Consider the following 25,431-nt stretch of genomic DNA (forward strand, 5'->3'; position numbering starts at 1 on the left):
TCAATGCGCGCCACGGGCGCCGTCAACGCGCAGGCGCGGATCCAGCACGACGTAAAGCAGATCGACGATGGTGTTGATCGTGACGAAGATCAGGCTGACCAGCACCAGATAGGCCGCCATCACCGGCACATCGCCAAAGCTGACCGCCTGAATGAACAGCGCGCCCATGCCCGGCCATTGAAACACCGTCTCGGTGATGATGGCAAAGGCGATCAGCCCACCGAGTTGCAGCCCGAAGATCGTGATGACGGGGATCAGCGTATTGCGCAGCGCATGGTGGAAATGGATGGCGCGGTCCGACAAGCCCCGGGCGCGGGCGAATTTGATGTAATCGGTGCGCAGCACCTCCATCATCTCGGCCCGGACCAGCCGCATGATCAGCGTCAGCTGAAACAGGCACAGCATGACCGAGGGCAGGATCAGCGCCTTCAGCCCCGTCGTGGTCAGAAAGCCGGTGGACCACCAGCCGACATCAACCACCGTGCCCCGCCCGAAAGAGGGCAGCCAGCCCAGCCAGACCGAGAAGGTGAGGATCAGGAGAATCCCCGTCACGAAGGTCGGCAGCGAGATCCCGACCAATGAGATGAATTGCAGCGTCTGGGTGCTGAGCGCGCGGGGGCGCAGCGCGGTCAGGATGCCCAGCGGAATACCCAGCACCAAGGACAGGCCCGCCGCGACCAGCACCAGTTCCGCCGTGGCCGGAAAACGTTCAGCCAACAGGGTGGAGACAGGCCGCGCATTGCGCCATGACAGGCCGAAATCCCCCTGTGCGGCCCGGGTCACGAAGCGGGCATATTGCACATAAAGCGGCTGATCGAGGCCAAGGCGCGCGCGCACCTCTTCCCGTTCCGCGACCGAGGCATTTTCCGAGACCATGGAATTGACCGGATCGCCCATGAAACGGAACATCATGAAGGCAATCAGCGCCACGGCCAGCATCACGAAAACCGACTGGACGATGCGGCGAACCAGAAATCCGAACATGGCAGACCCTTTCCGGCGGGGGATGGGGCCGCGCCCTATCGGGCGCGGCGGTCAGGCACATCTGGCAGGATCAGTTATTCACCCGGGCATACCACAGGCGCACCAGATCATCGGCGGCCTGCGGCACCTCGACCGTGTCACGCGCCGCCCAGCTCAGCGGTTGCTGATGGACGGGCAGCCAGGCGATATCTTCATGGGCCAGCATCAGCGCCTCGGACAGCATGGCCAGACGCTTTTCCTCATCCATCTCGATGGCGATGGCTTGGGTCAGTTCGTCCAGCCGGGGGTTGGAATAGCCCGCAGGGGTGAAGGTGCCATAGCTGCCATCCGGCGAGGCCAGCATCGCCGACAGCACCGAAAACCCGTCCAGCATCGGAAGCGTTGCCCAGCCCAGCATGAACACATCGACTGCGCGTTCATCGACCTTCTGGAAATGGATCTGGCGCGGTTCGGTCACCAGACGCGGCTGGAACCCGGACTGGGTCAGCATCGCGGCCATGGCCTGACAGATCGCCTCATCATTCACATAGCGGTCATTGGGGCAGTTCAGGTTGAAGGCGAAGCCTTCGGGATAGCCCGCTTCGGCCAGCAGTGCCTTGGCGCGGTCGGGATCATAGGGCAGGCGCGCGTCCATCGCCTCGGTATAGCCCTGCACCTCGGGCGCGATCAGCGAGCCGGTGACGCGGGACTTGCCCCGCATGATGCGGTCGCGGATCAGATCCATGTTGATCGCATGCATCATCGCCTGACGCACCCGCAGATCCTTCAGCGGATTGCCCTCGACATTGCCATCCACAAGGCTGTCACCCATGTTGATGCCCATCATGATGCTGCGCAGGCCGGGATTTTCCAGCATCCGCACACCGTCTGCCGCCTCGATCCGCGCGGCATCCTGCAAAGGCGCGGGCTCGATCAGGTCGATCTCACCCGACAGCAGGGCTGCCACCCGGGTCGCGGCCGACGCGATGGGGGAATGTTCGATCCGCGTCAGGTTATGGGCGGGCGTGTCCCACCAGCCCTCATTCGCGACCAGCACGTTCAGCGCATCGGGGCGGCGGCTTTCCAGACGGAAGGGGCCGGTGCCATTGGCGTTGTTGGTGGTATAGCCCTCTTCCCCGCGTGAGGCGTCGATGGGCGCAGTCGCGCCATTCGCCTCAAGCCAGCCGGAATCGAGGATGAAGATATTGGTCAGGTAGTTGTTCAGCAGCGGCGTCGGCCCCTCCATCACCACATCCACGGTCAGGTCATCGACCTTTTCCACCGCCGTCAGGCCCGGCAGGTTGCCCCGCAGCGGCGATTTCGGATCGGCAGCGCGGGTCAGCGACACGATGACATCATCGGCATCGAAGGCTTCGCCGCCATGGAAGGTCACGCCGTCGCGCAGGAAAAACCGCACGCGGTTCGGCTCGATCACCTCCCAGCGGGTCGCCAGCGCGGGCTCGATGCGCAGTTCGGCATCGTAGCGCACCAGCGGCTCATACAGGTGATGGGTGAAGATATTGGTGAAGCTGTCGGTCACCGCATGGGGGTCAAGCCCGTAAACATCGCGCGCCGTCGCCCATTTCAGGGTTTCGGCCGCGGCGGGCGCGGTCAGCGGCAGGGACATCGCTGCGGTCAGTAGCAGGCTGCGGATCATGGGAAGGCTCCGGGTTGGACGCGAAAGGTTGTTTTGCGCGGGTGGTCGGGAAAGGAAGGCAGTTCTGGCGCCGCCCGTAACAATATTGGTTACACAGCATCCATTTATTGTCTACAATTTTGTTGCAGCGTATTCGTATTTTGTTGACTTTCGTGTAACTGCCCGGAATCTGGTCGCAAAGGCACAAAGTGGAAGCAGGTATGAGTCTGGAAACCGACGGCCCGGGTGATTCGCCACATCTCGTGATCTACAACCGGATCTGGCAATCCATCGCCGAACGGAAGCTGCGTCCGGGCACGCGGCTGAAAGAGGAACAGCTGGCCGAGATCTTCGCGGTCAGCCGTGCGCGGGTGCGTCAGGCCCTGTCGGCGCTGGAGCGCGACGGGCTGGTGACGCTGGTGCCCAACCGGGGCGCCTTTGTCGCCGAACCCTCGATCGAGGAGGCGCGCGATATCTTCTTTGCCCGCCGCACTATCGAATCGCAGCTGGTCAACCGGCTTTGCGCGACGCGCACGCCCGGCGCCATTGCCCGGCTGGAAGATCACGTCGCCCTTGAACGCGACGCGCGCAAGCGCGGCGACAAGACCGACTGTGTGCGGCTGTCGGGCGGGTTTCATCTGCTGATCGGGGAACTGGCAGGGTCCCCCTATCTGGGCGATGTGCTGCGCGATCTGGTATCGCGCACCTCACTGATCCTTGTGATGTATCAGCGCCGGTCCCAGACCGATTGCGGCCCGGATGAACATGCGGACATCGTGGCCGCCATCGCCGCGCAGGATGCGGCCACCGCCATGGCGCTGATGGATCACCATATGGACCATCTTGAGGGCACGCTGGACCTTGACGACGAACTTGCCCGCCAGACCGACCTGAAGGACCTTCTGCAATGACCCTGCCCGACCTCTTGCTGCGCTGTGCAACCATCGTGACCGTCGATCCCGCACGACGGGTCATCGAGGATGGCTGGATCACCGTCACCGGCGACCGGATCAGCGGCATCGGCAGCGGCCCGGCACCCGAGGTGGCCCGCATGGCCGCCCGCGTGATCGACCGGCCGGGGCTGATTGCCCTGCCGGGTCTGATCGACGCTCATTCCCATGCCGGTCACGGGCTGGTGCGCGCAGCGGGCGATGGTGACGGCGACCGCTGGTTCGCGATCTGTGAGGCGATTTATGCCGGGGTCGCCACGCCTGCCTTCTGGCGGGCCGAGGCGCGGCTGGCGGCGCTGGAACGTCTGCGCGGGGGGGTCACCACCGCCGTGGCCCTGCTGGGTGGCGGGGCGGATGTCTACCGCACCGACACGCCCGAGGCGGGCGATGCCCATTGTGCCGCCACGCGCGAAACCGGGTTGCGCACGATCCTTGCCGTCGGTCCGGGCCGCCTGCCCTTTCCGCGCCATTTCGGACCGGACCGCCGCGCCGTTGGCTTTGCCGAACAGATGGAGGTCGCGGCCGATCTGATCGCACGGCATGACGCTGTCTTGTCGCGGCGGACCGGGATCGCCCTGATCCTGCCGGTCTATCTTGAGGCGCATATGCAGCAGGATGGCAATGTGATCCGCGCCATGGCCCGGGCGATGGCCGATCTTCAGGCGAAGACCGGGGCGCTGTTCACGCAGGACGGGCATCGCAGCGGGTCCATCGCGCTGGCCGCCGAACTCGGCCTGCTGTCGCCCCGGGCCGCGCTTGGCCACAGTATCGAGCTGACGCCCGCCGATTTCGACGCGCTGCGTCAATCAGGGGCCAGCATCATCCATAACCCCTCGGCGATCATGTCGATCTCGGGCCGCTGCCCGGTGCCGGAACTGATCGAGGCAGGCATCAATGTCTGTCTGGGGTCGGATGCGGGCGCGCCCGACCGGGGGTTCGACATGTTCCGCCATATGGCGCAGGCCATGCATTACCATCGCCGCCATTTCCGCGATGCCGCAGTCCTGCCCGAGGGCAAGGCGCTGGAAATGTGCAGCATCGACGCGGCCCGGGCCCTTGGGCTGGAGCAGGAGATCGGATCGCTGGAGACCGGCAAGAAGGCCGATATCATCCTTCTGGACGGGCGCGCACCGCATCTGTGGCCGCCGGTGATGGCGCTGAACCGCATCACCCATTTCGCCAATGCCGCCGATGTGGATACGGTCATCACCGATGGCCGCGTGCTGATGGAGGAACGCCGCATTCCGCATCTGGATACGCAGGCGATCCTTGATGAGGCCGCAGCCGAGGCCGAGGCCGCCTTTGCCGCGTCGGGCCATGGGGATGCCCGGACCGAAGGCGCCGATCTGTGGTCCCGCGCCCGCCGTCCCGCCGCCGCCTACCGGCCCGCCGGGGATCCCTGAACCGCCCCGCCCGTCCGGTCAGCGAACACGGTTCAGCAATTCGTCCCCCCGCGCCAGCCGGTTGGCGTTTTCGGCCATCACCGCCCGGCGGCGGTCAATCGTGCCATGGGTCCAGCCCGACATATGCGGGGTCAGGGTGACATTGGGCAATTCGTGAAACGGCAGGGTGCCGGGATGCGGGTTCGGCGCATCGGGGCCGGGATAGACATACCATGTGTCAATCACCGCCCCGCCGATCCGCCCCGAGGCCAGCGCATCGTAAAGCGCCTGTTCGGCGATCACCGGGCCGCGCCCGACATTCATCACCACCCCATGCGCGGGCAGCGCCGCCAGCACCTCGGCGCCGATCAGACCGCGCGTGCTGTCGGTCAGCGGCAGCGTGTTGATCAGGTAGTCGACCTGCCCCGCCATCGCCGCCAGACCGGTCAGCGGATGCATCGTGACCCCTTGGGCCGACACGGGTGAGCGGTTCGCCACATGCACCTCCATGCCAAAGGCCGCACAGCGCGCCGCCAAGGTCTTGCCGATATGGCCGAACCCCACGATCCCGACGCTTTGCGCCGAAAGCTCGGTCCGCAGGCCGGTCGGTTTACCGGCCCAGAGGCTCCAGTCCCCCTGACGCAACTGCGCATCGGCCTGCGCCAGCGGCACATGGAAGGACAGAAGTGCGGCCATCACATATTCGGCAATCGCCACCTCATGGCCGAAGACATTGCACAGCGCCGTGGCCCCGGGCAGGGCCGCAAGATCGATGCCGTCATAGCCGGCCCCCGGCACCTGATAAAGTCGCGCGGACAAGGCGGGCATGCCGGCGGCATATTTCACCCCGATCACCATATCCGCCGTGGCAAAGGCCTCCGCCTCACCCGGCCCGGCAAGCGTATCGGACAGCAGGATCAGATCCTGCGGTGTATCCAGCAGATCGGCAAAGCCAGGCAGGAAAGTTTCGGCATTGGCGCCGTGAAATGCGATCTTCATGGCTCAGAGCACCGAAATCATGCCGCCATCGACGAAGATGAGCTGCCCGTTGACATAATCCGAGGCGCGCGAGGCCAGAAACACCGCCGCCCCCTGCAATTCCTCGGGCTGGCCCCAGCGGCGGGCGGGGGTGCGGGCCTTCACCCATTTGTCGAAATCGGGGTTGCTCATCAACGCCTCGTTCATGTCGGTCGCCATATAGCCGGGCCCGATCGCATTGGCCTGCACGCCCTTTTCGCCCCATTCGGCGGCCATCGCCTTGGTCAGCATCTTGATGCCGCCCTTGGCGACCGTGTAGGGCGCGACCGTGGCCCGGGCGAGATCGGATGTCAGTGAACCGATATTGATGATCTTGCCCGCGCCGCGTTCGACCATGCGGCGCGCGGCCTCACGCCCGCAGACAAAGGCGGCGGTCAGGTTGGTGTCGATCACGCGCTGCCAGTCGGCGGTGGAAAGTTCCAGCATCGGCTGGCGGTGCTGGATGCCCGCATTGTTCACCAGAATGTCGATCTGCGTCGCCGTCGCATCGAAACCTTCAAAGGCTTTCAGAACTGACGCCTCATCCGTCACGCTGAAACATGCGGTCAGAACCTCATGCCCCTTGGCCGTCATCTCGGCTGCGGCCTCGGCCAGACGGTCGGGATCGACGCCGTTCAGCACAACCCGCGCGCCCGCATCGGCCAGCCCCTCGGCAATGCCCCGGCCAAGCCCGCGCGATGATCCGGTGACAAGGGCGGTTTTACCGGTCAGGTCGAAAAGTTTCATGGCTCAAAGCTCCGATATTCTGGTGACAAGATCACTGCGTTCAAAGAACGCCGGTTGCAGTTCCAGCCCAAGGCCGGGGCCTTCGGGCGGATGGACATAGCCGCCTTCGATCCGGGGCATGTCGGTGACAAGTTCAAGATACCAGCCGCGATAGAAGGCGCGCACCGATTCCTGAATGATCGTGTTGGGCTGGCTGAAACTCATATGGATGCCCGCGACGAAACCGACCGGCCCGATACAGTCATGTGCGGCAAAGGGGCGGTGATAGCTGTCGGCCATGGCGGCGATCTTGCGCCCTTCGGTCAGGCCACCGGTCCAGCACAGATCGGCCATGACCACATGGCAGGCATCACGGTCCAGATACTCCTTATAGGCGAATCGTGACCCCAGCGTTTCCGAGGCGCAGGTCATCACCGGGGTTGCACGGGCAAATTCGGCCAGCGCCTGCGCATTGTTCATGCGGATCGGATCCTCGAACCACAAGGGCTTGAACTCGGCCACCTCGCGCGCGATCTGCATCGCAGTGGGCAGGTTCCAAAGGCAATGCATCTCCAGCATGATGTCGATCTTGTCGCCCACGGTGCGGCGGATCTCCTCAAAGGGTTTCAGCCCGGCCTTCATCGCGTCAGCGGTGATATACTGACCCTTGAATTCGGTCGCAGCCGGGTCGAAGGGCCAAATCTTCATCGCGGTGATGCCTTCGTCCAGCAGGCTTTCGGCCAGTTCGGCGGGGCGGTTCATGAAACCGTCCAGATCCTCATAGGGTCCGTCGGCGGTGCCGAGGTTCCATGTGTCCACCGGCTTGATGACATTGCTGCGCACATAGCGCGTGCCTGCACAGGTGTTGTAAAGGCGCATTTTTTCCCAGGAAAGGCCGCCCAGCATCTGCCAGACCGGCAGACCCGCAAGCTTGCCGAATATATCCCACAGCGCGATGTCGATGGCCGAGGCCGCGCGATATTCCACCCCGGTCGAGCTTTGCGCCATCGGCAGGTTCAGCATCTCACGATGCAGATGTTCAATCCGCAGCGGATCCTGCCCCAGAAGGCGCACCGCCAGCGTGTTGTGGATATGCGCCGCCACCGCCTCGGCCCCGTAGAAGGTCTCGCCCAGACCGGTAATCCCTGCATCGGTTTCCACATGGACCCAGAGCACATTGGCGAATTCCTCGGTCCGGTAGGTGCGGATGGCGGTGATTTTCATGGGGGCTGTCCCTAGTGGATTGGCGGTGCGGCGCGATTCTGCTAAGGTCTGTATCGCAATATTGGCATTAGTGGCAACAATAATGAATGAACCTGTAAGACAGTTTGCTGAATCCCCGGGGCTGGTTGAGCGAGCCATCGCCGATATCCGCAGCCTGATCCGCGAACGCGGGCTGATGCCGGGGCAGGCGCTGCCATCCGAGACCGCGATTTCCGAGGCGCTTTCGGTGTCCCGCCCCGTGGTGCGTGAGGCGTTCCGCGCTCTGTCGGCGCTTCGCGTGCTGGAGATCGGCAACGGGCGGCGGGCGCGGGTGGCCCATCCCGATGCCGCACCTTTGTCGGTGGTGCTGGACCATACGGTGCAGATGAAAGAGGTCTCGATCCAGCAGATCCTTGATATGCGCCGCACGCTGGAACTGCGCGCCGCCAGTCTTGCCGCGCTGCGCCGGTCGGATGCCGAGGCGCGCGCCCTGCAGGGGATGGTGGACCAGATGTTTGACGCCATCGACGCGCCGGACCGGTTGATGGAACTGGATATCGGTTTTCACGAGGCCATCGCCCGCGCCTCGGGGAATCCGCTTTACGGGTTGATCGTGGGATCCTTCCGCGTCATCACCAGCCAGACATGGGCCATCGGCTGGCGCAGCCGCGCCACGGCGGAAAACCGGCGCGAGAATATCCGCTGCCATGAACGCATCGCCACCGCCATCGCCGTGCAGGATCCGGCCCGCGCCGAGGCCGCGATGTCGGACCATTTCGACAGTGCGATGACGGTCCTGCTGCAGGCGGGTGTGACCTGAAGCTGAGACCCCTACAGGCTGCTGAAAAGCCATTTCGGGGTGCGACGTGAGGTTGACTCAGTCCGTTTTGCATTGCGGGAGCGATTGCCCCGGCACCACAAGCCCCGCGCGCCGACAAAGGACAGCACCAGCGCGGCGGCCTCTGGGCCACCGGACAGCAAGCGGAAACCTTTGCAGATGGCCTGTCACAGCTCTGAGGGCCGTCAGATCCGCAGGAAGGGTTGCGCCAGTCGCGCGGCCAGACCGTTGAAGCGCAAGGGCGCATCGGTCGCGGCAAGGCAGATGCAATCCTCTCCCGCCTCGGCAATCGGCTGATGATGCAGATCCTCATCCGCGATTTCCAGATCGCCGGGGCCGAAGCGGTCGGTTTCATCGCGGAAGGCGCCTTGCAGCACCAGCGTCAGTTCCATGCCGCGATGGCCGTGATCGGGCACTTTCTGCCCGGCGGCGATATGCAGAAGCCGCGCCCGCGCCCCGTTTTCCGTGGGCAGGATCGCCTGCCGCACGCCCATGCCGATGGATCGCCATTTCACCGCCTCGGGGCCGCCGCCGACCATGGCCGCCAGCGGCGCGGGAAAGATGCCCATGCGGCGCGGCGCATCGCGCGAAACCGGGGCCGGGGCCGAACGGATCCGCGCCATCGTGGCGGCAAGGCTGTGCTCGGACATGGCCACCGCGCCCGCGCATTCCATCACCGCGCCGCCGACGGCCTCATACCCGGCAAAGCGCGCGCGGCAGTCGTCGCACAGCGACAGATGGGTTGCGACGACAAGGCTGAAGGCTTCGGGCAACTGGCCCGCCGCATAGCCCATCAAGAGCGCATCCGAGATATGATGTTTGATCGTCATCGTCATTCCGTTGGCCTTCAACCCATCTTGTGGCGCAGTCTTTCCAGCGCCAGTCTGATCCGTGATTTGATCGTGCCCAGCGGCAGGCCGGTTTCGGCGGCAATCTCGGTATGGGAGAGATCGCCGAAATAGGCCCGCTCGATCAGCACGCGCTGCTTCTCGGGCAGCCGGGCGATGGCCTCGCCCAGACGCTCGGTATCCTGCTGCATTTCCAGTGCCGCCTGCTGGTCCGGCTCTGCCTCGGGGCCCCAGGGCAGATCCTCGGGTTCCGGGCGGCGCGCCTTGCGCAGCGCGTCGATGCGTCGGTTTCGGGCGATGGTGAACACCCATGTCGCGACCGAGGCGCGGGCGGGATCGAACAGATGCGCCTTGTTCCACAAGACCGCCATCACATCCTGCGCGCAATCCTCGGCCAGCGCGGCACTTGCACCCGATTTCATCAGGAAGCCCTTCACCCGGGGCGCGAAATGCCGGAACAGGGCGGCAAACGCCGCCTCATCCCTGTCGTCACGCACCCGGATCAGAAGTGCTGCCCAGTCATCCCCGATCCTGCCTTCGGTCACGGTCACCCTTCCCATGCGCGTCACGGTGCGCGCCGCAGATGCAGCATAGGCATCTGCGACGAAAGGCGCATCCGGTTTTTCGCAGGGCTGCATATCGAACATGGCGGGATTACGCGGTAGACTGTCAACCGGATCACTCGGGCCTGCCGCAAGAAGACGAAATTTCTGCTGACGGGCATTTTGATCCGCTGGCCTCCCTGCAGCGTAACCTTGCGGAATACCTGTTGTTCCGCCTGTCAGGAGACCCCATGCCCTTTGAAACCAAAGGCCCCGCCACCCGCCGTATTGCCGTGATCGGCGGGGGCATTTCGGGCATGGCCGCCGCCCATCTTCTGGCCCGCGACCATCAGGTGGTGCTGATCGAGGCCGAACCGCGTCTGGGCGGCCATGCGCGCACCGTGCTGGCCGGAAAGCGCGGGGATCAGCCGGTCGATACCGGGTTCATCGTCTTCAATGAGGTGAATTATCCGCATCTGACCCAGCTGTTCCGCGATCTCGATGTTCCGACCGCGCCAAGCTCGATGAGTTTCGGCGCTTCCATCGGCGGGGGGCGGTTCGAATACGGGTTCCGCAACTGGCAGGGCCTGTTTGCGCAGAAATCCAACCTTGCCGATCCGCGCTACTATGCAATGCTGCGCGATATCCTGCGCTTCAACCGCGAGGCCGAGCGGCTGGCGGGGGACGGGTCGATGTCGATCCGCGAATTTCTGGATCTGCTGGGAACGGGCGACTGGTTCCGCGACCGCTATCTTCTGCCGCTCTCGGGGGCGATCTGGTCAACGCCCTGTCAGGGCATTCTGGACTTTCCCGCCCGGGCGATGATTGATTTTTTCCGCAATCACGCGCTGCTGGGCGTCACGGGGCAGCATCAGTGGCGCACCGTGCGGGGCGGGTCGGTTGAATATGTCCGCCGCCTGCAGGGCGCACTCGAACGCGCCGGTGTCGATCTGCGGCTGGGCACCCCGGTCGAGGCCGTGCTGCGTGAGGCCGGCATGCCGCGCCTGCGCTGCCGGGGTGGCGAATGGGAAATGTTCGACGAGGTCATCTTTGCCACCCATTCCGATGTGACCCTGCGCCTTCTGGCCGATGCCGATGCGGCCGAGGCGCGCGATCTGGCCGCGATCCGCTATCAGCCGAATGATGTGGTGCTGCATTCCGATCCGGCGATGATGCCGCGCCGCAAGGGGGCCTGGGCCTCATGGGTCTATGTCGAACAGGCAGGTGGCAAACCGGGGCCGCGCGCCGACCGGATCGACCTGACCTATTGGATGAATTCCCTGCAGCCGATCCCGATGGAGGATCCTCTTTTCGTGACGCTGAACGCCAATGCCCGCATCCGTGAAGACCTGATCCATGATCAGGTGACCTTTCACCATCCGGTCTATACGCTTGAGGCGCTTGCCGCGCAGCAAAGGCTGCGGGCGGGTAATGGCGCAAGGGCGACATGGTTCTGCGGGGCATGGATGCGCAACGGATTTCATGAGGACGGCTTCGCCTCGGCGGTCGATGTTGTCGAACGTCTGCGCGCCGATGAAAGGGCCATTGCGGCATGACCGGCATTGCCCATCTTGCGGGGCAGACCTTTCACGGGCGGCGCGGCGATATCGCCAACGCCTTCCGCTATCATGTCGATTATGTGTTGCTGGATCCCGCGACTGCGCAGGGGCCGCAGGTGCCGCGTCTGTTTTCGCGCAACCGGGGCAATCTGATGTCGCTGTGGGACCGTGACCATGGTGGAGCCCCCGGCGCGGGGCGCGGCCTGCCCTGGGTGCATGAGGTTCTGGCGGCCCATGGCCTGCCTGATCCGGCGCGCATCCGCCTGCTGGCGCAACCGCGCGTGCTGGGCCATGTGTTCAACCCGGTCTCCTTCTGGCTGTGTGAGGATGCAGCGGGCGGCGTCTTTTGCGTGATCGCCGAGGTGACGAATACGTTCGGGGACCGTCACTCCTATCTGTGCCACCGGGAGGATCACGCCCCGATCACCCGGCATGACCGCATCGACGCGCAGAAAATCTTTCATGTCTCGCCCTTTCAGCCGGTTGCGGGCGGCTATCGGTTCCGCTTCGATTTCCGGCCGGACCGGATTGGTATCTGGATCGCATTCCGTGCAGGCCCCGAAGGTGTTTATGCGACGCTGACGGGCCGCCTGCAGCCGCTGACAGCAACGCGGATCCTTGGCATCTGCCTGCGCCGTCCGTTCGGGTCGCGCAGGGTGCTGGCGCTGATCCACTGGCAGGCGCTGAAACTCTGGTGGAAGGGCGCGCGTTTCTTCACCCGGCCCGAACCGCCCCAGAAAGAGGTGACGCGCTGAGCGGCCCGCCCCGAACAGACATGGCCCAGAACGATAGGGCCCAAGACGACAGGAGCCGCCCCGCCCCGGCGCTGTCGCTGCTGCCATGGTCGCTTTTTGCGGCCCTGATCGCGGCGGCGGGCCTGCCGATCTACATTCATGCGCCGAAATTCTATGTCGACACCTATGGCGTGCCGCTGGCGACGCTGGGGGTGGCGCTGTTTGCACTGCGGCTCCTGGATGTGGTGCAGGATCCTGCGCTGGGCTGGCTTGCGGAACGCACAAGACGGCGGCGCGGGGTCCTGGTCGCGGGCGCGGTTCTGCTGATTGCCGGGGCGATGGCGGGGCTGTTCGCACTGCCGCCGCCAATTGCGCCGCTTGCATGGTTCGCATTGATGCTGGCGCTGCTGTTCTCGGCCTTTTCCTTTCTGACGATCTGTTTCTATGCGCAGGGGGTTGTGCGGGGGGCCGCGCTGCCCGGCGGGCATCTGGCGCTTGCCGGCTGGCGTGAAACTGGGGCGCTGATCGGGATTTCCCTTGCCGCCATCGCCCCGGTTGCCCTTGCGCCGCTGACCGACCGGCCCTTCACGGGGTTTGCGCTGGGCTTTGCGGTGCTGGCGCTGGTTGCCGCCCTTGCCATGCGCCGGGAATGGCGCGCCGCCCCGCCGCCGGTGGCAGCACCGGCAGGGCCGTCCTTTGCCGCGCTGCTGGCCGATCCTGCCCTGCGCGGCCTTCTGCTGCTGGCGCTGGTCAATGCCGCGCCGGTCGCTGTGACCTCTACCCTGTTTCTGTTCTTCGTCGAAAGCCGTCTGGCCGAGCCCGCGCTTGCCGGTCCGCTGCTGCTGCTGTTCTTTCTGTCGGCGGCACTGACAGCGCCGGCATGGGGCCGCCTTGCGCACCGCATCGGGGCGCGGCGGGCCCTTCTGGCGGGCATGGGGCTGGCGATCCCGGCCTTCGCGCTGGCGCTGACCCTGGGGCCCGGGCAGGTTGCATTGTTCGCGGTGATCTGTGCCGCCTCGGGCGCGGCACTGGCCGCCGATATGGTGCTGCTGCCCGCGATCCTTGCGCGCCATCTGGCGGCGCGCGGGGCCGAGGCGATGGGGTTTGGCCTGTGGTCATTCGCCTCGAAATCCATGCTGGCGGTGGCGGCGGTGACGCTGTTTCCGCTGCTGGATCTTGCCGGGTTCCGCGCAGGCGGCGCGAATGACGCGGGCGCGCTGCAGGCGCTGACGCTGCTTTATGCGGGGCTGCCCTGCGCGCTCAAACTGGGGGCGATTGCGCTGCTCTGGCGCAGTCGCGCGCTGCCGGATTGAGGGCTGGCCAAAAAGGGGACGGAGGGCAAAGGTTTCCGCTTTGACATATCCGGGGAACAAAACCGCCCATCCGACGCAGGAAAAGCGCGCCAAAGGGTCGATTATCGGGGATCTACCCGGTATCCTTTCGGCATTGCAGAGGGGTGGGCTGCGGAACCATCGGGGGCCGCGCCGGGTTTCCCCCGGTCAGGAGGCAGGCAGAACCCCACCGTTCCGGCGGGTGCTGCGGCGATTGGATGAGTGCAGGATGGAAGAAAGGACAGCGGGATGAGGGATTGGCAAGGCAAGCGGTATTGGCTGGTGGGCGCAAGTGAGGGGCTGGGGCTGGCATTGGCCCGGCAGATCAGCACTGCAGGCGCCGAGGTGATCCTTTCGGCCCGTGACGATGAACGCCTTGCCCGCGCCGCCGCCGGAATGCCCGGTCGCGTGTCCCATATCGCGCTGGATGTGGCCGATTCCGCCTCGATCCGCTCGGCCGCCGCGACGGTCGGCCCGGTGGACGGGCTGGTGTTTCTGGCCGGGGTCTACTGGCCGATGAAGGCGCAGGACTGGGATACCGACAAGGTTGAGGCGATGTGCGACGTGAATTTCACCGGCTGCGCACGGATGCTGGGCGCGGTGCTGCCCGAAATGGTGGCGCGCGGGCAGGGCCATGTCGTGCTGACCGGGTCGCTGGCGGGCATGCGCGGGCTGCCGGGCGCGGTGGGCTATGCGGCGTCCAAGGCCGGGGTGATGGCGCTGGCTGAATCCCTGCATGCCGATCTGCGTGGCACGGGCGTCGAGGTGCAGCTTGCCAATCCGGGCTTTATCCGCACCCGCCTGACCGACAAGAACGATTTCAACATGCCCTTCATCATGGATCCGGACACCGCCGCGCGGGAAATGTTCGAACATATGCAGACCGACCATTTCAAGAAAAGCTTTCCCATGCTGTTCTCATGGCTGTTCCGCCTGTCGAAATTTCTGCCCGACTGGGCTTATTACCGGCTTTTCGCGCCAAAATAGCGCCGCAAATCCTTTTCACCTGTTCTCAAATATCCCACGGGGGGTCCGGGGGTGTGAAACCCCCGGCTTCTGGCTTGGGTCCGGGGGCGTGAAACCCCCGGCTTCACCTTCAACCCGCGCTGCCCTCAGCCCAGATGGTCCACCCGCGCCATATATTGCGCCAGTCCCTTGACCTGGTCCAGCCATGCCGCGACCAGCCGGGGATCATGAGGTGCCGGATGCACGCCTGCGGGCAGGGCGCGGGACAGGACCCCCTCGACCGCCAGCGACACCGGCACAGACACAAGTCGCGCCATCGCCGTGCCGCGCGCATCGCCCCAGGCATCCATCGCCCAGGTTTCATGAAACACCGCGCGCCCTTCGCGCTCGGCCTTCAGCGACACGAACAGCACCACGCGGTCGGGTTCGCCTTCGCCGTAAGCATTGTCGCGCCAGAACTGATCGGCCATCTCGCGCAACCGCGCCTCACCGGCATCCCCGCTCAGGCCTTCGATCTCGCGGAAGACCGGCGCCCAGGCCTCGGACCAGCCGTTCAGCCGGATCGTGCCGCGCACGAAATCGCGCAGCTTCCAGTCGGGATCAAAACGGTAATCGGCGATGAAGGGCAGGCTGTCGCGGTTGGGATAGACCTCAAAGCTTTCGGGTTGCGGCAGCGGCGCGTCATAGGCGGTGATCGCATCCCAAGGCCGGGCCACCCGCAATTCACTGAAATTGCGCAAGGATACGGAAGGTGATCGCAGCGCCTTCAGCACCCCCAGCGGCGACCATGAGAATTTGTAGCGAAAGGCATTGGGCACTTTCGGCACGCCGCCGCAATAGGAGGTGAAGGAGATCACATTGCCCGCGTCATAGGCAGCACTGGCGCGATATCGCGCCACCAGATCATGCGCCATCAGATGGTCGATGCCGGGATCCAGCCCGATTTCATTGATATTGACCAGCCCCTTATCACGGAATTCCGCGTCCAGCGCGCGCATGTCCGGCGCGATATAGCTGGAGGACACGAAATGTGCCCCCGCCGCAAGGCAGGCCTTGGCCACAAGCACATGCTGGTCCGCGGGCAGCATGGACACCGCCACATCGCCGGGTTGCAGCGCCGCCGTCAGCGCCTCCAGCGTATAGGGGCGGATATCGGTCGCGACATCGCCCACCGCCTCGGTCGCCTTGGTGACCGTCCGGTTCCAGACCGTGACGGGATGGCCTGCCGCGATCAGCCGCCGCAATCCGGGGATGGCCGACAGGCCGGTTCCGCACCAATGGATCGTCATCTGTGAACTCCTTCAAACATTGGCGATATGCGCGTCGAACGTGGTTTTCCCGCGGCCCCAGACGCCGCGATCCAGCGCATCGAGCGTCAGAAGATGCGGCAGCAGCAGCCCCGCGAAATCCTCGCTGCTTTCCACCGGCAGCAGTGAGGGCAGATTGTCGATGGCGGTAACATCCAGTGGCGGATTATCCGCGACCCGCAGCGCCGGGGCGGCCCAGTCCGTCGCCCGGTCATAAACCTTGACGGGTGAGAAATCCGAGGTCGGATCGCAGGCGATATCGCCGATCACGCGCAGATCGCGCGGGGCGGTCAGCGCCGATTGCGGCACGAAAACCGGGCAACCGGGCCGCGCAAGGATGCAGTTGAGGAAAATCTCATGCTGCAGCACTTCCGGGAAGGGCCCGCCATGGGCGGTCTGGGCCATGTCCCATTGCGTGACCTGCAAATCCATCGCCTGACACAGATCCGTGGCCCCGGTGCCGACGCGGCCCAATGCGCCGATCACCAGCGCGCGGGGGCGCTCGGACAGCCCTTCCATCTCGGCGGTCAGATCGGCCAGCAGCGCATCCCGCCCGGCATAGCGCGCAACCGGCCCCGCGATGCCGCCACGCGCCTGCGCGATCCAGCATTTCAGCGCGACCGCCGCCCCGGCATAGCCTGCCCAATAGCCGAAGGCCGCGACGCGGCGGCCGTTTTCATCCACCAGATATTCGATATCATACATCGTGCCGCCCCCGGCCCGGAAGCGGCGCAGCAGATCCTGCCCGGCGGGCTGGCCCTTATAAGCATGGCCGAACAGGATATGGCGATGGGGCAGGGGTGTGCCATCCTCGGGCAATTCCTTCAGCCCGAAGATGATGGCATCGGCGGGGGCGGACGGCCAGGAATTCTCTGGCGCGATATCGCAACCCGTCGCGCGGTAGCCGTCGATCGGAATGGCGCGGACCGAACTTTCCTCGACCGTCACGCGGTACCCTGCCGCCAGCAGCGCCGCAACACCTTCGGGCGTCACGCCCACACGTTCCTCGTTGGCGCGCTGTTCGGCGCGGACCCAGATATGCGTCATCTTGCGTTCCTATCCTTCGGCCAGCCGGGCATAGCCCCGGCGCTGGGCGCGTTTCTGCCAGCTTTCGGCGGCAAGGGCGGCCTCGCGCAGATTGGCGAACCAGTCGACGCGGCGCTGTCCTGTGGTCGCGCCGGGCCGGCCCTTCAGCCCCCATTCGCGCAGCACCGAGTATTCACCGAAAAGGTTGTAATCCACATCGACGCGGTAATAGCGCGCCTGACCGCCGCGATTGCGCAGCAAATGAAAACCGATCATTTCCGCCCTCCCGGCTTGGCTTCCCGGTCCAGAGATACCAGATTTGGCACCGGGCAACAGGGGTTCGGGATGAAAAGACGGCATTGGATCGCAGGCATGGCCGCACTGACCGCGCTGGCGGGCGGGGGCGGGCTGCTTTGGCGCAGCCGGACGCCGCGTCCGGTTTCGCCCGAGGATCTGGCCGCCCGCTTTGCGCGGCCGCTGTCCCCGCCCGGTGCGGGGCTGGTGGTTCACCATCTGGGCCACAGTCTTGTGGGCCGCGACATGCCCGCGATGCTGGAACAGCTTGCCCATGCGGCAGGGTTCGTCGGGCACAGCCATTCCAGTCAACTGGGCTGGGGCGCCAGCCTGCGCCAGCATTGGGAACCGGACGAACCCGTGCCGGGTTTCGAGACCGAAAACGCCCATCCCCGCCACCGCCCCAGCCGTGAGGCGCTTGCCGAAGGCCATATCGATGCGCTGGTGCTGACCGAGATGGTCGAGATCCGCGATGCGATCCGCTATCACGACAGCGCGCGTTATCTGGCGCTTTGGGCGCAGGCGGCGCGGGCGGCGAACCCCGATACGCGGATCTATCTTTATGAAACATGGCATCGGCTGGACGATCCGCAGGGCTGGGCGGCGCGGGTGGCCGCCGACCTGCCCCGCCATTGGCAGGGCGATATCCTGCGCGCAGCCCTTGGCCATGAGGGCAGCGGCGATATCCGCATTATTCCGGGCGGGCAGGTGCTGGCCGCCGTGATTGCCGCTGCCGGGGCGGGGCAGATCGCAGGGCTGTCGGGGGCGGAGGATTTCTTTGCCCGCACACCCGAAGGCGCGGTCGATCCGATCCATCTTGGCGATCTTGGGGCTTATGTCATCGCGGCCGCGCATTTCGCGACGCTTTACCATGCTTCCCCGGAAGGGTTGCCCCATCGGCTTGCCCTTGCGGACGGATCGCCCGCCGACCCCTTGCCGGATCCGGCGGCGGAGGATGTTCAGCGGGTGGTCTGGCAGGTCGTGACGGGCTATGCTGGCAGCGGAGTCCGCGCGCGGGCGTGATTGTCGAGGCCGGAGCATGTCCATCCTGACTCTGCTGACCGATATCCTGTTCGTGGGACACAGCCTTGTCGGCCCGACCCTGCCCGCGATGGTCGAGGCAGGGCTGGCCCGGCAGGGCATGGAGATGCAGGTGGCGGCGCAGATCATCAATGGCGCGCCGCTGAAATACAATTGGGAGAACGGCGCGGCGGCCGAGGGCGAAAACGCAAGGCAAGCCCTGTCCGAAGGCCGCAGCCGCGTGCTGGTGCTGACCGAGGCGATCCCGCTGGCCGCGCAGATCGAATGGAATGACAGCGCCGCCCATGTTGCGCGCTTCGCCGGTCTGGCATGGCAGATGCGCCCCGATACGCAGGTATACGTCTATGAGACATGGCACAGCCTGCACAGCGGACCGGGGGCGGACATTCGCGATGACCCGGGCGCGGGCATGGCATGGCGCGACCGGATCACCGCCGATCTGCCGCTTTGGGAAAGCCTGACAACACTTGCGAATGAAGCGCGCCCCGACGGCGCACCGCCGCTGCGGCTGATCCCGGCAGGGCAGGCGATGGGACGGCTTGCCGATGCCATCGCGGCGGGTCAGGTGCCGGGCATCGCCCGGATCGAGGAATTGTTCGACGATGAGATCCATCCCTCGGACCGGGGGCTTGGCTTTCTGGCGCTGGTCCATATCGCCGCGATTTCGGACCGCTCGCCCGAGGGGTTGCCGGCCAAGCTGACCCGTCACTGGCCCAGCCGTGAGGCGGTCATTACCGACGAACAGGCGGCGGTGTTCCAGCGAATCGCATGGGAAACCGTGCGGGATTACCGCGCGGTTGAGGCGGAACGGCAGGTTCGCGCCACCGAAGCGCCGCCGGAGACAGCGACACCCGACCCCGCACCGCTGCCTGATCCGGCTGAAACAGACCCGTCCGCCGCCGATCTGCCCCCCCCGGATCTGCCGGATGAAAACACGGCGGAGACCACGATCCTGTCGCCCCCCCCCACAGCAGAACCCGCCGCGCCATCGGATCGGACGGAAGACGGGGCGCTGCCACCGATTCTTGTGCCCGACGGCCCGCGCGGCATCACCAATCCGCGCCTGTCGCTGAACCTTGCGCCGGTTGTGGACTGGTCGGTGCAGCAACCCTTTCTGGATGTGATGAAAACCGCCCGGCCCTGGATCGGCCATCTGCCGGGCCGGTGGGGCGGGATGGAATATGCCGATTTGCGCGCGGGCGGCTATCTGGATGCGCAGGGCTGGCCGCTGCACCTGCCCGAGGGCGTGACGGGCATTGCGACGCTGATCCTGACCGACCTGCCGCCCGATGCAGGCGGCGTGGCGGGGCGTTACGTGCTGCGCCATCAGGGGCGTGGCGAATTGCGCATCGAGGGGCGCGCAAGGGTTTTGTCCCGCGCGCCGGGGCGGGTGGAGTTCCGCTTTGCCCCCGGTGAGGGCGGCGTGATCCTGACCATTACCGAAACCGACCCGGATGATCCGATCCGCGCAATATCCGTGGTGCGGCAGGAGCGTGAGGCAGCCCTTGACGCCGGAGAGGTGTTCAATCCCGACTGGCTGAACCTTGTCCGGGGCGCGCGGGTGCTGCGCTTCATGGACTGGATGGCCACGAACAACGCGACGCTTGCCGAGGCCGGTGACCGGCCCCGCCGCGATGATTTCACCTGGGCGCTGCAGGGCGTGCCGATGTCGGTGATGCTCGCACTTGCCAACGGGTTGCAGGCTGAACCGTGGTTCACCCTGCCGCATCGGGCCTCTGATGATCTGATCCGCCTCTGGGCCGGGGAGGTGCGCGATACGCTGTCGCCCGACCTGCGCGCCCATGTCGAGTTTTCCAATGAGGTCTGGAACTGGCAGTTCGAACAGGCCCGCTGGGCTCAGGCGCAGGCGCGCGACCGCTGGCAGGCCGAGGGCGATGCCTGGGTGCAGTTCTATGCGCTGCGCGCCGCTGAGATGGCCGATCTCTGGACCGCCGTTTTCGGGGATCAGGCGAACAGTCGGCTGAACCGGGTGATTTCAACCCAGACCGGCTGGCTGGGGCTGGAGGCGGCGATCCTTGATGCGCCGCTGGTCCGGGCCGAGGGACGGCCCGCGCCGGTGGACAGCTTCGACAGCTATGCTGTGACGGGGTATTTCGCGGCCTCACTGGGGGTGGATGACAAGGCCCCCACCCTGCGCGGCTGGCTAGGGGAAAGCCTGCGCAGCGCCGAGGCGCAGGCGGACCAGCAGGCGCTGACGGGGCGCGCGCGTGAAGATTTCCTTGCCACGCATCGCTTTGATCTGGCCCTTGAGCGTGCGGCGGATGAATTGCAGGACGGGTCCGTGACCGGCGATGCGCAGGATACGCTGGACCATCTGCTGACCATGACCCTGCGCTATCATGCCGGGGTGGCACAGGCACGCGGGCTGGATCTGGTGATGTATGAAGGCGGCACCCATGTCACCGGCATTGGCGCGCAGCTTGAGGACCGGATGTTCAGCGAGTTTTACCACCATCTGAATTACAGCCCGGAAATGGGCGCGCTGTATTCCCGTTTGCTGGAGGGATGGGCCGGGCTGACCGATGCGCCCTTCACCGCCTTCAACGATGTCGAGCATCCGACGAAATGGGGCAGTTGGGGCGGCTTGCGCCATCTGGGCGACGACAACCCGCGCTGGCGCGCCATGGCCGGGGGCTGTCCGGGGTGCTGAGTGTCATCATCCCGGCCTCGAACGAATCCGGCTGGATAGCGGCCTGCCTGACCGCGCTGTTCCGGTCAGACCCCGTGCCGGGCGGGGCCGAGGTTATTGTCGTGGCCAATGGCTGCCGCGACAATACCGCCGACCGTGCCCGCGCCTGCGCGCCGCTCGCCGAGGCGGCGGGATGGCGGCTGACCGTGATCGAGCGTGCCGAAGGCGGCAAACCGGCAGCGCTGAATGCGGGCGATGCGGCGGCGGCAGGGGAAATGCGCGCCTATCTGGATGCGGATGTCGAGGTCAGCCCCACCCTGATGGCGCAGATCGTCATGGCGCTGCTGCCTGACCGCCCACTTTACGCCTCGGGCCGGGCCGAGATCCCGCGCGCGGCCTCGGGCGTGACGCGGGCCTATGCGCGGTTCTGGCAGCGCCTTCCCTTTGCACGGTCCGAGGCACCGGGATACGGGCTTTTCGCGGTCAACCGGGCGGGGCGCGCGCGTTGGGGCGCGTTTCCGGACATCATTTCAGATGACACTTTCGTGCGGCTGCATTTCACCCCGGAGGAACGGATCGGCCTGCCCGCCCCCTATCGCTGGCCGATGATCGAGGGGTTTGCCGCGCTGGTCCGGGTGCGGCGGCGGCAGGATGCGGGCGTGGCCGAGATTGCGCGCCTCTGGCCCGTCCTGCTGCGCAATGAGGGCAAGACCCGTCCGACGGCGGCGACGCTGGCGCTGCTGGCGCTGCGCGATCCGGTCGGCTTTGCCACCTATGCCGCCGTCACGCTGGCCGTGTGCATGGGGCGTCAGCGCGCGGACTGGACGCGGGGGCGCTGATCCTGCCTGCGTTCAGCCATTGACGACCAGCGCAAAGCCAAGCGCCATGGCCAGCGCAACGGCAATCATCAGGGCGGCAAGCAGGCGGGCATAGGTCTGTCGCATCGGTTACACCAGTTCAAAGATTTCAAAACTGATCCGCCGCGCGGGCACGCCCAGATCGCGCAGCGCGGCGCTGGCCGCCGCGATCATCGGTGGCGGACCGCACAGCATATGCGGCCAGTCGCGGGTGACCCCGGGCAGGTTGCGCGTCAGCAGGGCCTTGTCCACGCGGCCGCTTTCCCCTTGCCAGTCTTCGGGCGGTTCCTCGGGCACATGGATCACCGTCAGGTCGATGTCCCGCGCGATGCTGTCCAGTTCTTCGCGGAATGACGCGTCGTTCAACTCCGGATTGGCATAGATCAGGATCACGGGCCGGGGGTCGCGACGCGATCGCAGGGCGTGCAGATTGGACATGACCGGCGTGATGCCCACCCCGCCCGCGATCATCACGAACCCTGCCGCATCAAGCTCCCGATCCACCGAAAACGTGCCGAAGGGGCCGTCAACATAGGCAAGGCTGCCGGGGGTGGTCTTTGCCAGACGCGCGGAATCATCGCCCAGAGGTTTGATCGAAAAGGAGATCTCGGGGCCGTGATCTGGCGCGGTCGAGATCGTGAAGGGATTTTCCCGCATTGCCCAGGGCGAATGACCGACCGAAAGCCAGGCAAATTGCCCCGGCTTCCAGTCCTGCAGGGCGCGGCCCTCGGGGCGCAGGGTCAGGGTGCGCACACCGCCGCGTTCAACCTCATTGGCAGTGATGCGCCAGGGATTGCGGGTCTGAACGACCGGGCGGAGCAGGCGCGACCAGATCAAGAAGCCCAGCCAGACCAGCGTGACGCCCAGCCACAGCGCCAGCGCGTTTTCCATGCTGCTGTAATTGCCGACCCCCAGCACATGTGAAATGGCCGCGACAAAGCCGGTGACCGCAAGCGCCAGATGCAGGATCCGCCACCAGTGATAGTCCAGCCGCAGCCATTTGCGCAGTTCCGAGGTCACGATCAAGAGGCCGAAACAGACCAGCGCGACGCGCCCCATCGTCAGCTCCCACCGCGCGGTCAGGGGGTTCAACTCTCCCAAAGCGGGCTGATACCAGATGTAAAGCACCGCGAAATGCAGCAGCATCAGTCCCAGCACGCCCCAGGACAGATAGCGGTGGAAGACATAGACGATATCGGCCCCGAACGGGCCGGTCAGCGCCTTGATGCGCCCGGTCAGGGCAAATTGCATCGCCGCAATCGCCAGCGCGGCAAAGCCGCATCCCATTGCGAAATCCCACAGCAGGCCAACCGGCGGCGGGCGCGCCGATCCGGTCAGAAGCACGGCAAAGGGCAGCGCGATCCCGCCGAAACCGACGGTCAGCCAGAACCCCGCCCGCAGCATGACCGCCAGAGGCCGGTCGGCAGGACGGATGAACCGCGCGGCAGCCGAACCATCCGCAGGGGCGGGGGCTGCACTGTCATCGGGGCGGGGTCTGGCATCCATGGAACCCTAACGGCGCCGGGGGCATTGGCGTTCCCGCCTGATGCTGCGGTTTTTACCATTCCCGCAGAAAACAGGCAGAAAGCCCGCAGAATAGCGCCGGACTGTGGCCTTCAGGCCGGTTGCAGATCTGCGCATTCGAAAGCCGCACCGGGGCGGGAACCTTTCGCAGGGCAGGTCGTTGTCCCATCAAGGACAAGGTCGCCCGGTCCCAGAGCCGGGCAGGTCTTGCGTGAAACGGTGGTCTGGGAGTGCCGATGCCGAACCGAAGCAAAGGGGGCCTCGTCCCATGGATCTGACCGCTGCACCCGGATCCGGGGTACAGGCCGTGCCCTATTGCGGCCCGCTTGTCGCGCCGCAGGATCTGTGGTCGGCATGGAATACCGATCCCTGGCTGATTGCCGGGCTGGTTTGCGCGTTTGGTGTGATGCTTGCTCATCAAAGAGCCGATGTGGCGGGCAGGGCAGGGTCTGACCGGGCGCTGGTCATCGCCTTTGCCGGGCTGGGGCTTGCCTTCCTGTCGCCGCTTTGCGCCGCGACAGTCGCGATATTCTCGGCCCGGGCGCTGCATCATCTGGTGCTGATCTGCCTTGTTGCCCCCGCGCTGGCGCTGGCCCTGCCGCTGCGGGCCCTGCCTGCGACGGTGGGGTTGGCGCTGACTGCGCTTGCACTGGTGCTTTGGCATGTCCCAGACGTTTATGACGCCGCATGGCGCAGTGATGCGGTTTACTGGCTGCTGCAGGCGTCCCTTTTGCTGCCCGGCTGGATTTTCTGGTCGGCGGTGCTGAACCCGCGCGATCAAGGGGCGGCGGCACTGTTCGGTCATGCGCTGCTGGTGGGCGGGCTGGCGGGGGTGATGGGGCTGATCGGGGCGGTGCTGACCTTCGCGCCGGTCGCGCTTTATCCCCATCACCTGCCGGGGGCCGAGGCGCTTGGCATTGGTCTGCTGGCCGATCAGCAGCTTGCCGGACTTGTCATGTGGGTACCGGGTTTCCTGCCGGTGGCGGGCTTCGGCTTCTGGATGCTGCGTCAGGGCTGGAGACGGGAATTTGCCGCGTGATTGCGCTCTTGAAATTCCTGCATATCGCGGCCTTGCTGTGCTGGTGCGCGGCGCTGATCGGCTTTCCGCTGCTGCTGCATCATTACCGGGGCACGCGTGATCAGTCGCGCTTTACCGAATACCGGCTGTTGACGCATTACGGCCATGTCGCCTTTGCCACCCCCGCCGCAGTGATCGCGATTGCAGCGGGCACGGCGCTGATCTTCCTTGCCGATATACGCGAGACCTGGCTGCTCGTGAAACTGATCTTCGTCTGCGGCATGGTGCTGGTCCATGCCTGGATCGGGCATCTGATCCTGCGCACCGGCGAAAGCCGGGGCCGCTACCGCATGCCGCAGCCCCTGATCGCGCTGGCGCTTTTGCTGCCGCAGATCACGATCGTGCTGTGGCTGGTGCTCGACAAGCCCGATCTGGGCTGGATCGCGGATCTGCTGCCTGCGATGCTGCTGCAACCTCAGGGAGGATCCCTGTGATTGTGCTGCGTACCGATCTGATAGTCGAAGACCAGTTTGCCGCCATGCCATCCGGTGATGGCGGTCATGCCCGCCGTCACCATCGACATCAGGATGCCCCAGGGCAGCACGGCCGCTGTCGCATCCTCCAGTCGGATGATCCAGTTCGCGCCAAGCAGCGACAGCAGCATGACCGCAAGGATAAAATGGTTCCAGCTGGCCGAGCGGATGCGGATGCCCGGCACGATCAAGAGTTCAAGCGTTCCGACAAGCCCGGCCAGAACCCCGACCAGAAAGCCCACGCCCGTGGACCACAGCGCGACGCGCGGCCAGAACCCGTCACCCGTCCACCAATACAGGCCATCGGCGGCAAAGGCGCAAAAGGCCAGCGTGATGGGAAAGGCCACCATCATCGCATGCAGCGGATGGCCCGCCAGTGCGACGCGGGATTCGGTCATGTCGAAACTGGCGCTTTCCTGCACGGGATCTTTCAGCCGCCGGGCCGGGCCGGGTTTTCTGCGCATATCTGGTCTCGTCTGGCGGGGG

General features: G+C 65.7%; 24 protein-coding genes. 12 read left to right on the plus strand and 12 right to left on the minus strand.

All coding sequences use genetic code 11. The features are described from left to right. Both JL811_RS07030 and JL811_RS07035 read right to left on the minus strand, forming a co-directional pair. Window positions 1-984 carry an ABC transporter permease gene (locus JL811_RS07030; RefSeq protein ID WP_202687770.1) on the minus strand — a complete coding sequence of 328 codons (984 nt, stop codon included), beginning with the start codon at window positions 982-984 and terminating at the stop codon, window positions 1-3. Between the two features lie 70 nt (window positions 985-1,054). After that, window positions 1,055-2,620 (minus strand): ABC transporter substrate-binding protein, encoded by a 1,566-nt coding sequence (locus tag JL811_RS07035; protein ID WP_202687771.1) that lies wholly within the window; start codon window positions 2,618-2,620, stop codon window positions 1,055-1,057. A 200-nt stretch (window positions 2,621-2,820) separates the two neighbouring features. Between JL811_RS07035 and JL811_RS07040 the strand changes: the two genes are divergently transcribed. Both JL811_RS07040 and JL811_RS07045 read left to right on the plus strand, forming a co-directional pair. After that, window positions 2,821-3,510 carry a GntR family transcriptional regulator gene (locus tag JL811_RS07040; RefSeq protein ID WP_202687772.1) on the plus strand — a complete coding sequence of 230 codons (690 nt, stop codon included), beginning with the start codon at window positions 2,821-2,823 and terminating at the stop codon, window positions 3,508-3,510. Continuing rightward, window positions 3,507-4,952, plus strand: a complete 1,446-nt coding sequence (locus tag JL811_RS07045; protein ID WP_202687773.1) for an amidohydrolase family protein — start codon at window positions 3,507-3,509, stop codon at window positions 4,950-4,952. Before JL811_RS07040 ends, JL811_RS07045 begins: the two co-directional genes overlap by 4 nt. Window positions 4,953-4,970: 18 nt before the next feature. Here JL811_RS07045 and JL811_RS07050 read toward each other — a convergent pair whose 3' ends face one another. From JL811_RS07050 to JL811_RS07060, 3 genes are read right to left on the minus strand one after another with little or no spacing between them, the layout of a single operon-like run. Next, window positions 4,971-5,930 carry a 2-hydroxyacid dehydrogenase gene (locus JL811_RS07050; RefSeq protein ID WP_202687774.1) on the minus strand — a complete coding sequence of 320 codons (960 nt, stop codon included), beginning with the start codon at window positions 5,928-5,930 and terminating at the stop codon, window positions 4,971-4,973. A gap of 3 nt (window positions 5,931-5,933) precedes the next feature. Next, on the minus strand, window positions 5,934-6,695 hold the full coding sequence (locus JL811_RS07055) for an SDR family oxidoreductase (protein ID WP_202687775.1): 762 nt from the start codon (window positions 6,693-6,695) through the stop codon (window positions 5,934-5,936). Window positions 6,696-6,698: 3 nt separating this feature from the next. Beyond that, entirely contained in the window at window positions 6,699-7,898 is a 1,200-nt protein-coding gene (locus JL811_RS07060; protein WP_202687776.1) for a mandelate racemase/muconate lactonizing enzyme family protein, read from the minus strand. An 82-nt stretch (window positions 7,899-7,980) separates the two neighbouring features. On the opposite strand from JL811_RS07060, the gene JL811_RS07065 reads away from it, so the two are divergent. After that, complete coding sequence (locus JL811_RS07065) at window positions 7,981-8,697, plus strand: FadR/GntR family transcriptional regulator (RefSeq protein WP_202687777.1); 717 nt, start codon at window positions 7,981-7,983, stop codon at window positions 8,695-8,697. Window positions 8,698-8,900: 203 nt separating this feature from the next. Here the strand turns inward: JL811_RS07065 and JL811_RS07070 are convergent, their stop codons facing one another. Together JL811_RS07070 and JL811_RS07075 are read right to left on the minus strand one after the other, a co-directional pair. Continuing rightward, window positions 8,901-9,545, minus strand: a complete 645-nt coding sequence (locus JL811_RS07070; RefSeq protein WP_202687778.1) for a ChrR family anti-sigma-E factor — start codon at window positions 9,543-9,545, stop codon at window positions 8,901-8,903. Window positions 9,546-9,562: 17 nt separating this feature from the next. After that, window positions 9,563-10,108 (minus strand): sigma-70 family RNA polymerase sigma factor, encoded by a 546-nt coding sequence (locus JL811_RS07075; protein WP_420496773.1) that lies wholly within the window; start codon window positions 10,106-10,108, stop codon window positions 9,563-9,565. A 248-nt stretch (window positions 10,109-10,356) separates the two neighbouring features. On the opposite strand from JL811_RS07075, the gene JL811_RS07080 reads away from it, so the two are divergent. From JL811_RS07080 to JL811_RS07095, 4 genes are all read left to right on the plus strand, one after another. Beyond that, entirely contained in the window at window positions 10,357-11,661 is a 1,305-nt protein-coding gene (locus JL811_RS07080; protein WP_202687779.1) for an NAD(P)/FAD-dependent oxidoreductase, read from the plus strand. Then, window positions 11,658-12,419: a DUF1365 domain-containing protein gene (locus JL811_RS07085; RefSeq protein ID WP_202687780.1), complete on the plus strand. Its 762-nt coding sequence runs from the start codon at window positions 11,658-11,660 to the stop codon at window positions 12,417-12,419. The genes JL811_RS07080 and JL811_RS07085 overlap by 4 nt, the downstream gene beginning before the upstream one ends. Window positions 12,420-12,439: 20 nt before the next feature. Next, window positions 12,440-13,711, plus strand: coding sequence for an MFS transporter (locus JL811_RS07090; RefSeq protein WP_202687781.1), 1,272 nt, complete (start codon window positions 12,440-12,442; stop codon window positions 13,709-13,711). Between the two features lie 267 nt (window positions 13,712-13,978). Then, window positions 13,979-14,716: an SDR family NAD(P)-dependent oxidoreductase gene (locus JL811_RS07095; protein ID WP_202687782.1), complete on the plus strand. Its 738-nt coding sequence runs from the start codon at window positions 13,979-13,981 to the stop codon at window positions 14,714-14,716. A gap of 125 nt (window positions 14,717-14,841) precedes the next feature. Here the strand turns inward: JL811_RS07095 and JL811_RS07100 are convergent, their stop codons facing one another. The 3 genes from JL811_RS07100 to JL811_RS07110 are packed head-to-tail and all read right to left on the minus strand — an operon-like array spanning window position 14,842 to window position 17,304. Then, entirely contained in the window at window positions 14,842-15,984 is a 1,143-nt protein-coding gene (locus JL811_RS07100; RefSeq protein WP_202687783.1) for a saccharopine dehydrogenase family protein, read from the minus strand. Between the two features lie 12 nt (window positions 15,985-15,996). Continuing rightward, the gene (locus JL811_RS07105) at window positions 15,997-17,049 is read right to left on the minus strand and encodes a saccharopine dehydrogenase (protein WP_202687784.1); all 1,053 of its coding nucleotides are present in this window, start codon (window positions 17,047-17,049) and stop codon (window positions 15,997-15,999) included. Window positions 17,050-17,058: 9 nt separating this feature from the next. Beyond that, window positions 17,059-17,304, minus strand: a complete 246-nt coding sequence (locus JL811_RS07110) for a WGR domain-containing protein (protein ID WP_202687785.1) — start codon at window positions 17,302-17,304, stop codon at window positions 17,059-17,061. A 69-nt stretch (window positions 17,305-17,373) separates the two neighbouring features. Between JL811_RS07110 and JL811_RS07115 the strand changes: the two genes are divergently transcribed. Genes JL811_RS07115 through JL811_RS07125 form a run of 3 tightly spaced genes read left to right on the plus strand, consistent with a single transcriptional unit; the run spans window position 17,374 to window position 21,852 of the window. Further along, window positions 17,374-18,345 carry a hypothetical protein gene (locus tag JL811_RS07115; RefSeq protein ID WP_202687786.1) on the plus strand — a complete coding sequence of 324 codons (972 nt, stop codon included), beginning with the start codon at window positions 17,374-17,376 and terminating at the stop codon, window positions 18,343-18,345. 16 nt (window positions 18,346-18,361) lie between these two features. Continuing rightward, window positions 18,362-21,034, plus strand: coding sequence for a hypothetical protein (locus JL811_RS07120; protein ID WP_202687787.1), 2,673 nt, complete (start codon window positions 18,362-18,364; stop codon window positions 21,032-21,034). Beyond that, window positions 21,019-21,852, plus strand: a complete 834-nt coding sequence (locus tag JL811_RS07125; RefSeq protein ID WP_237684870.1) for a glycosyltransferase — start codon at window positions 21,019-21,021, stop codon at window positions 21,850-21,852. The genes JL811_RS07120 and JL811_RS07125 overlap by 16 nt, the downstream gene beginning before the upstream one ends. 108 nt (window positions 21,853-21,960) lie before the next feature. On the opposite strand, the gene JL811_RS07130 is transcribed toward JL811_RS07125, so the two are convergent. Then, window positions 21,961-23,376 carry a ferredoxin reductase family protein gene (locus JL811_RS07130; protein ID WP_202687789.1) on the minus strand — a complete coding sequence of 472 codons (1,416 nt, stop codon included), beginning with the start codon at window positions 23,374-23,376 and terminating at the stop codon, window positions 21,961-21,963. A gap of 286 nt (window positions 23,377-23,662) precedes the next feature. Here JL811_RS07130 and JL811_RS07135 point away from each other — a divergent pair, with 286 nt between their 5' ends. Together JL811_RS07135 and JL811_RS07140 are read left to right on the plus strand one after the other, a co-directional pair. Continuing rightward, on the plus strand, window positions 23,663-24,433 hold the full coding sequence (locus JL811_RS07135) for a cytochrome c oxidase assembly protein (protein ID WP_202687790.1): 771 nt from the start codon (window positions 23,663-23,665) through the stop codon (window positions 24,431-24,433). Next, window positions 24,430-24,906 (plus strand): CopD family protein, encoded by a 477-nt coding sequence (locus tag JL811_RS07140; protein WP_202687791.1) that lies wholly within the window; start codon window positions 24,430-24,432, stop codon window positions 24,904-24,906. The genes JL811_RS07135 and JL811_RS07140 overlap by 4 nt, the downstream gene beginning before the upstream one ends. Here the strand turns inward: JL811_RS07140 and JL811_RS07145 are convergent. Further along, a complete protein-coding gene (locus JL811_RS07145) occupies window positions 24,888-25,409 on the minus strand; it encodes a DUF2231 domain-containing protein (RefSeq protein WP_202687792.1) in 522 nt (173 codons plus the stop codon). The genes JL811_RS07140 and JL811_RS07145 overlap by 19 nt on opposite strands. Window positions 25,410-25,431 lie beyond the last annotated feature (22 nt).

The organism is Szabonella alba (assembly GCF_016765775.1).
Classification (GTDB): Bacteria; Pseudomonadota; Alphaproteobacteria; order Rhodobacterales; family Rhodobacteraceae; genus Szabonella; species Szabonella alba.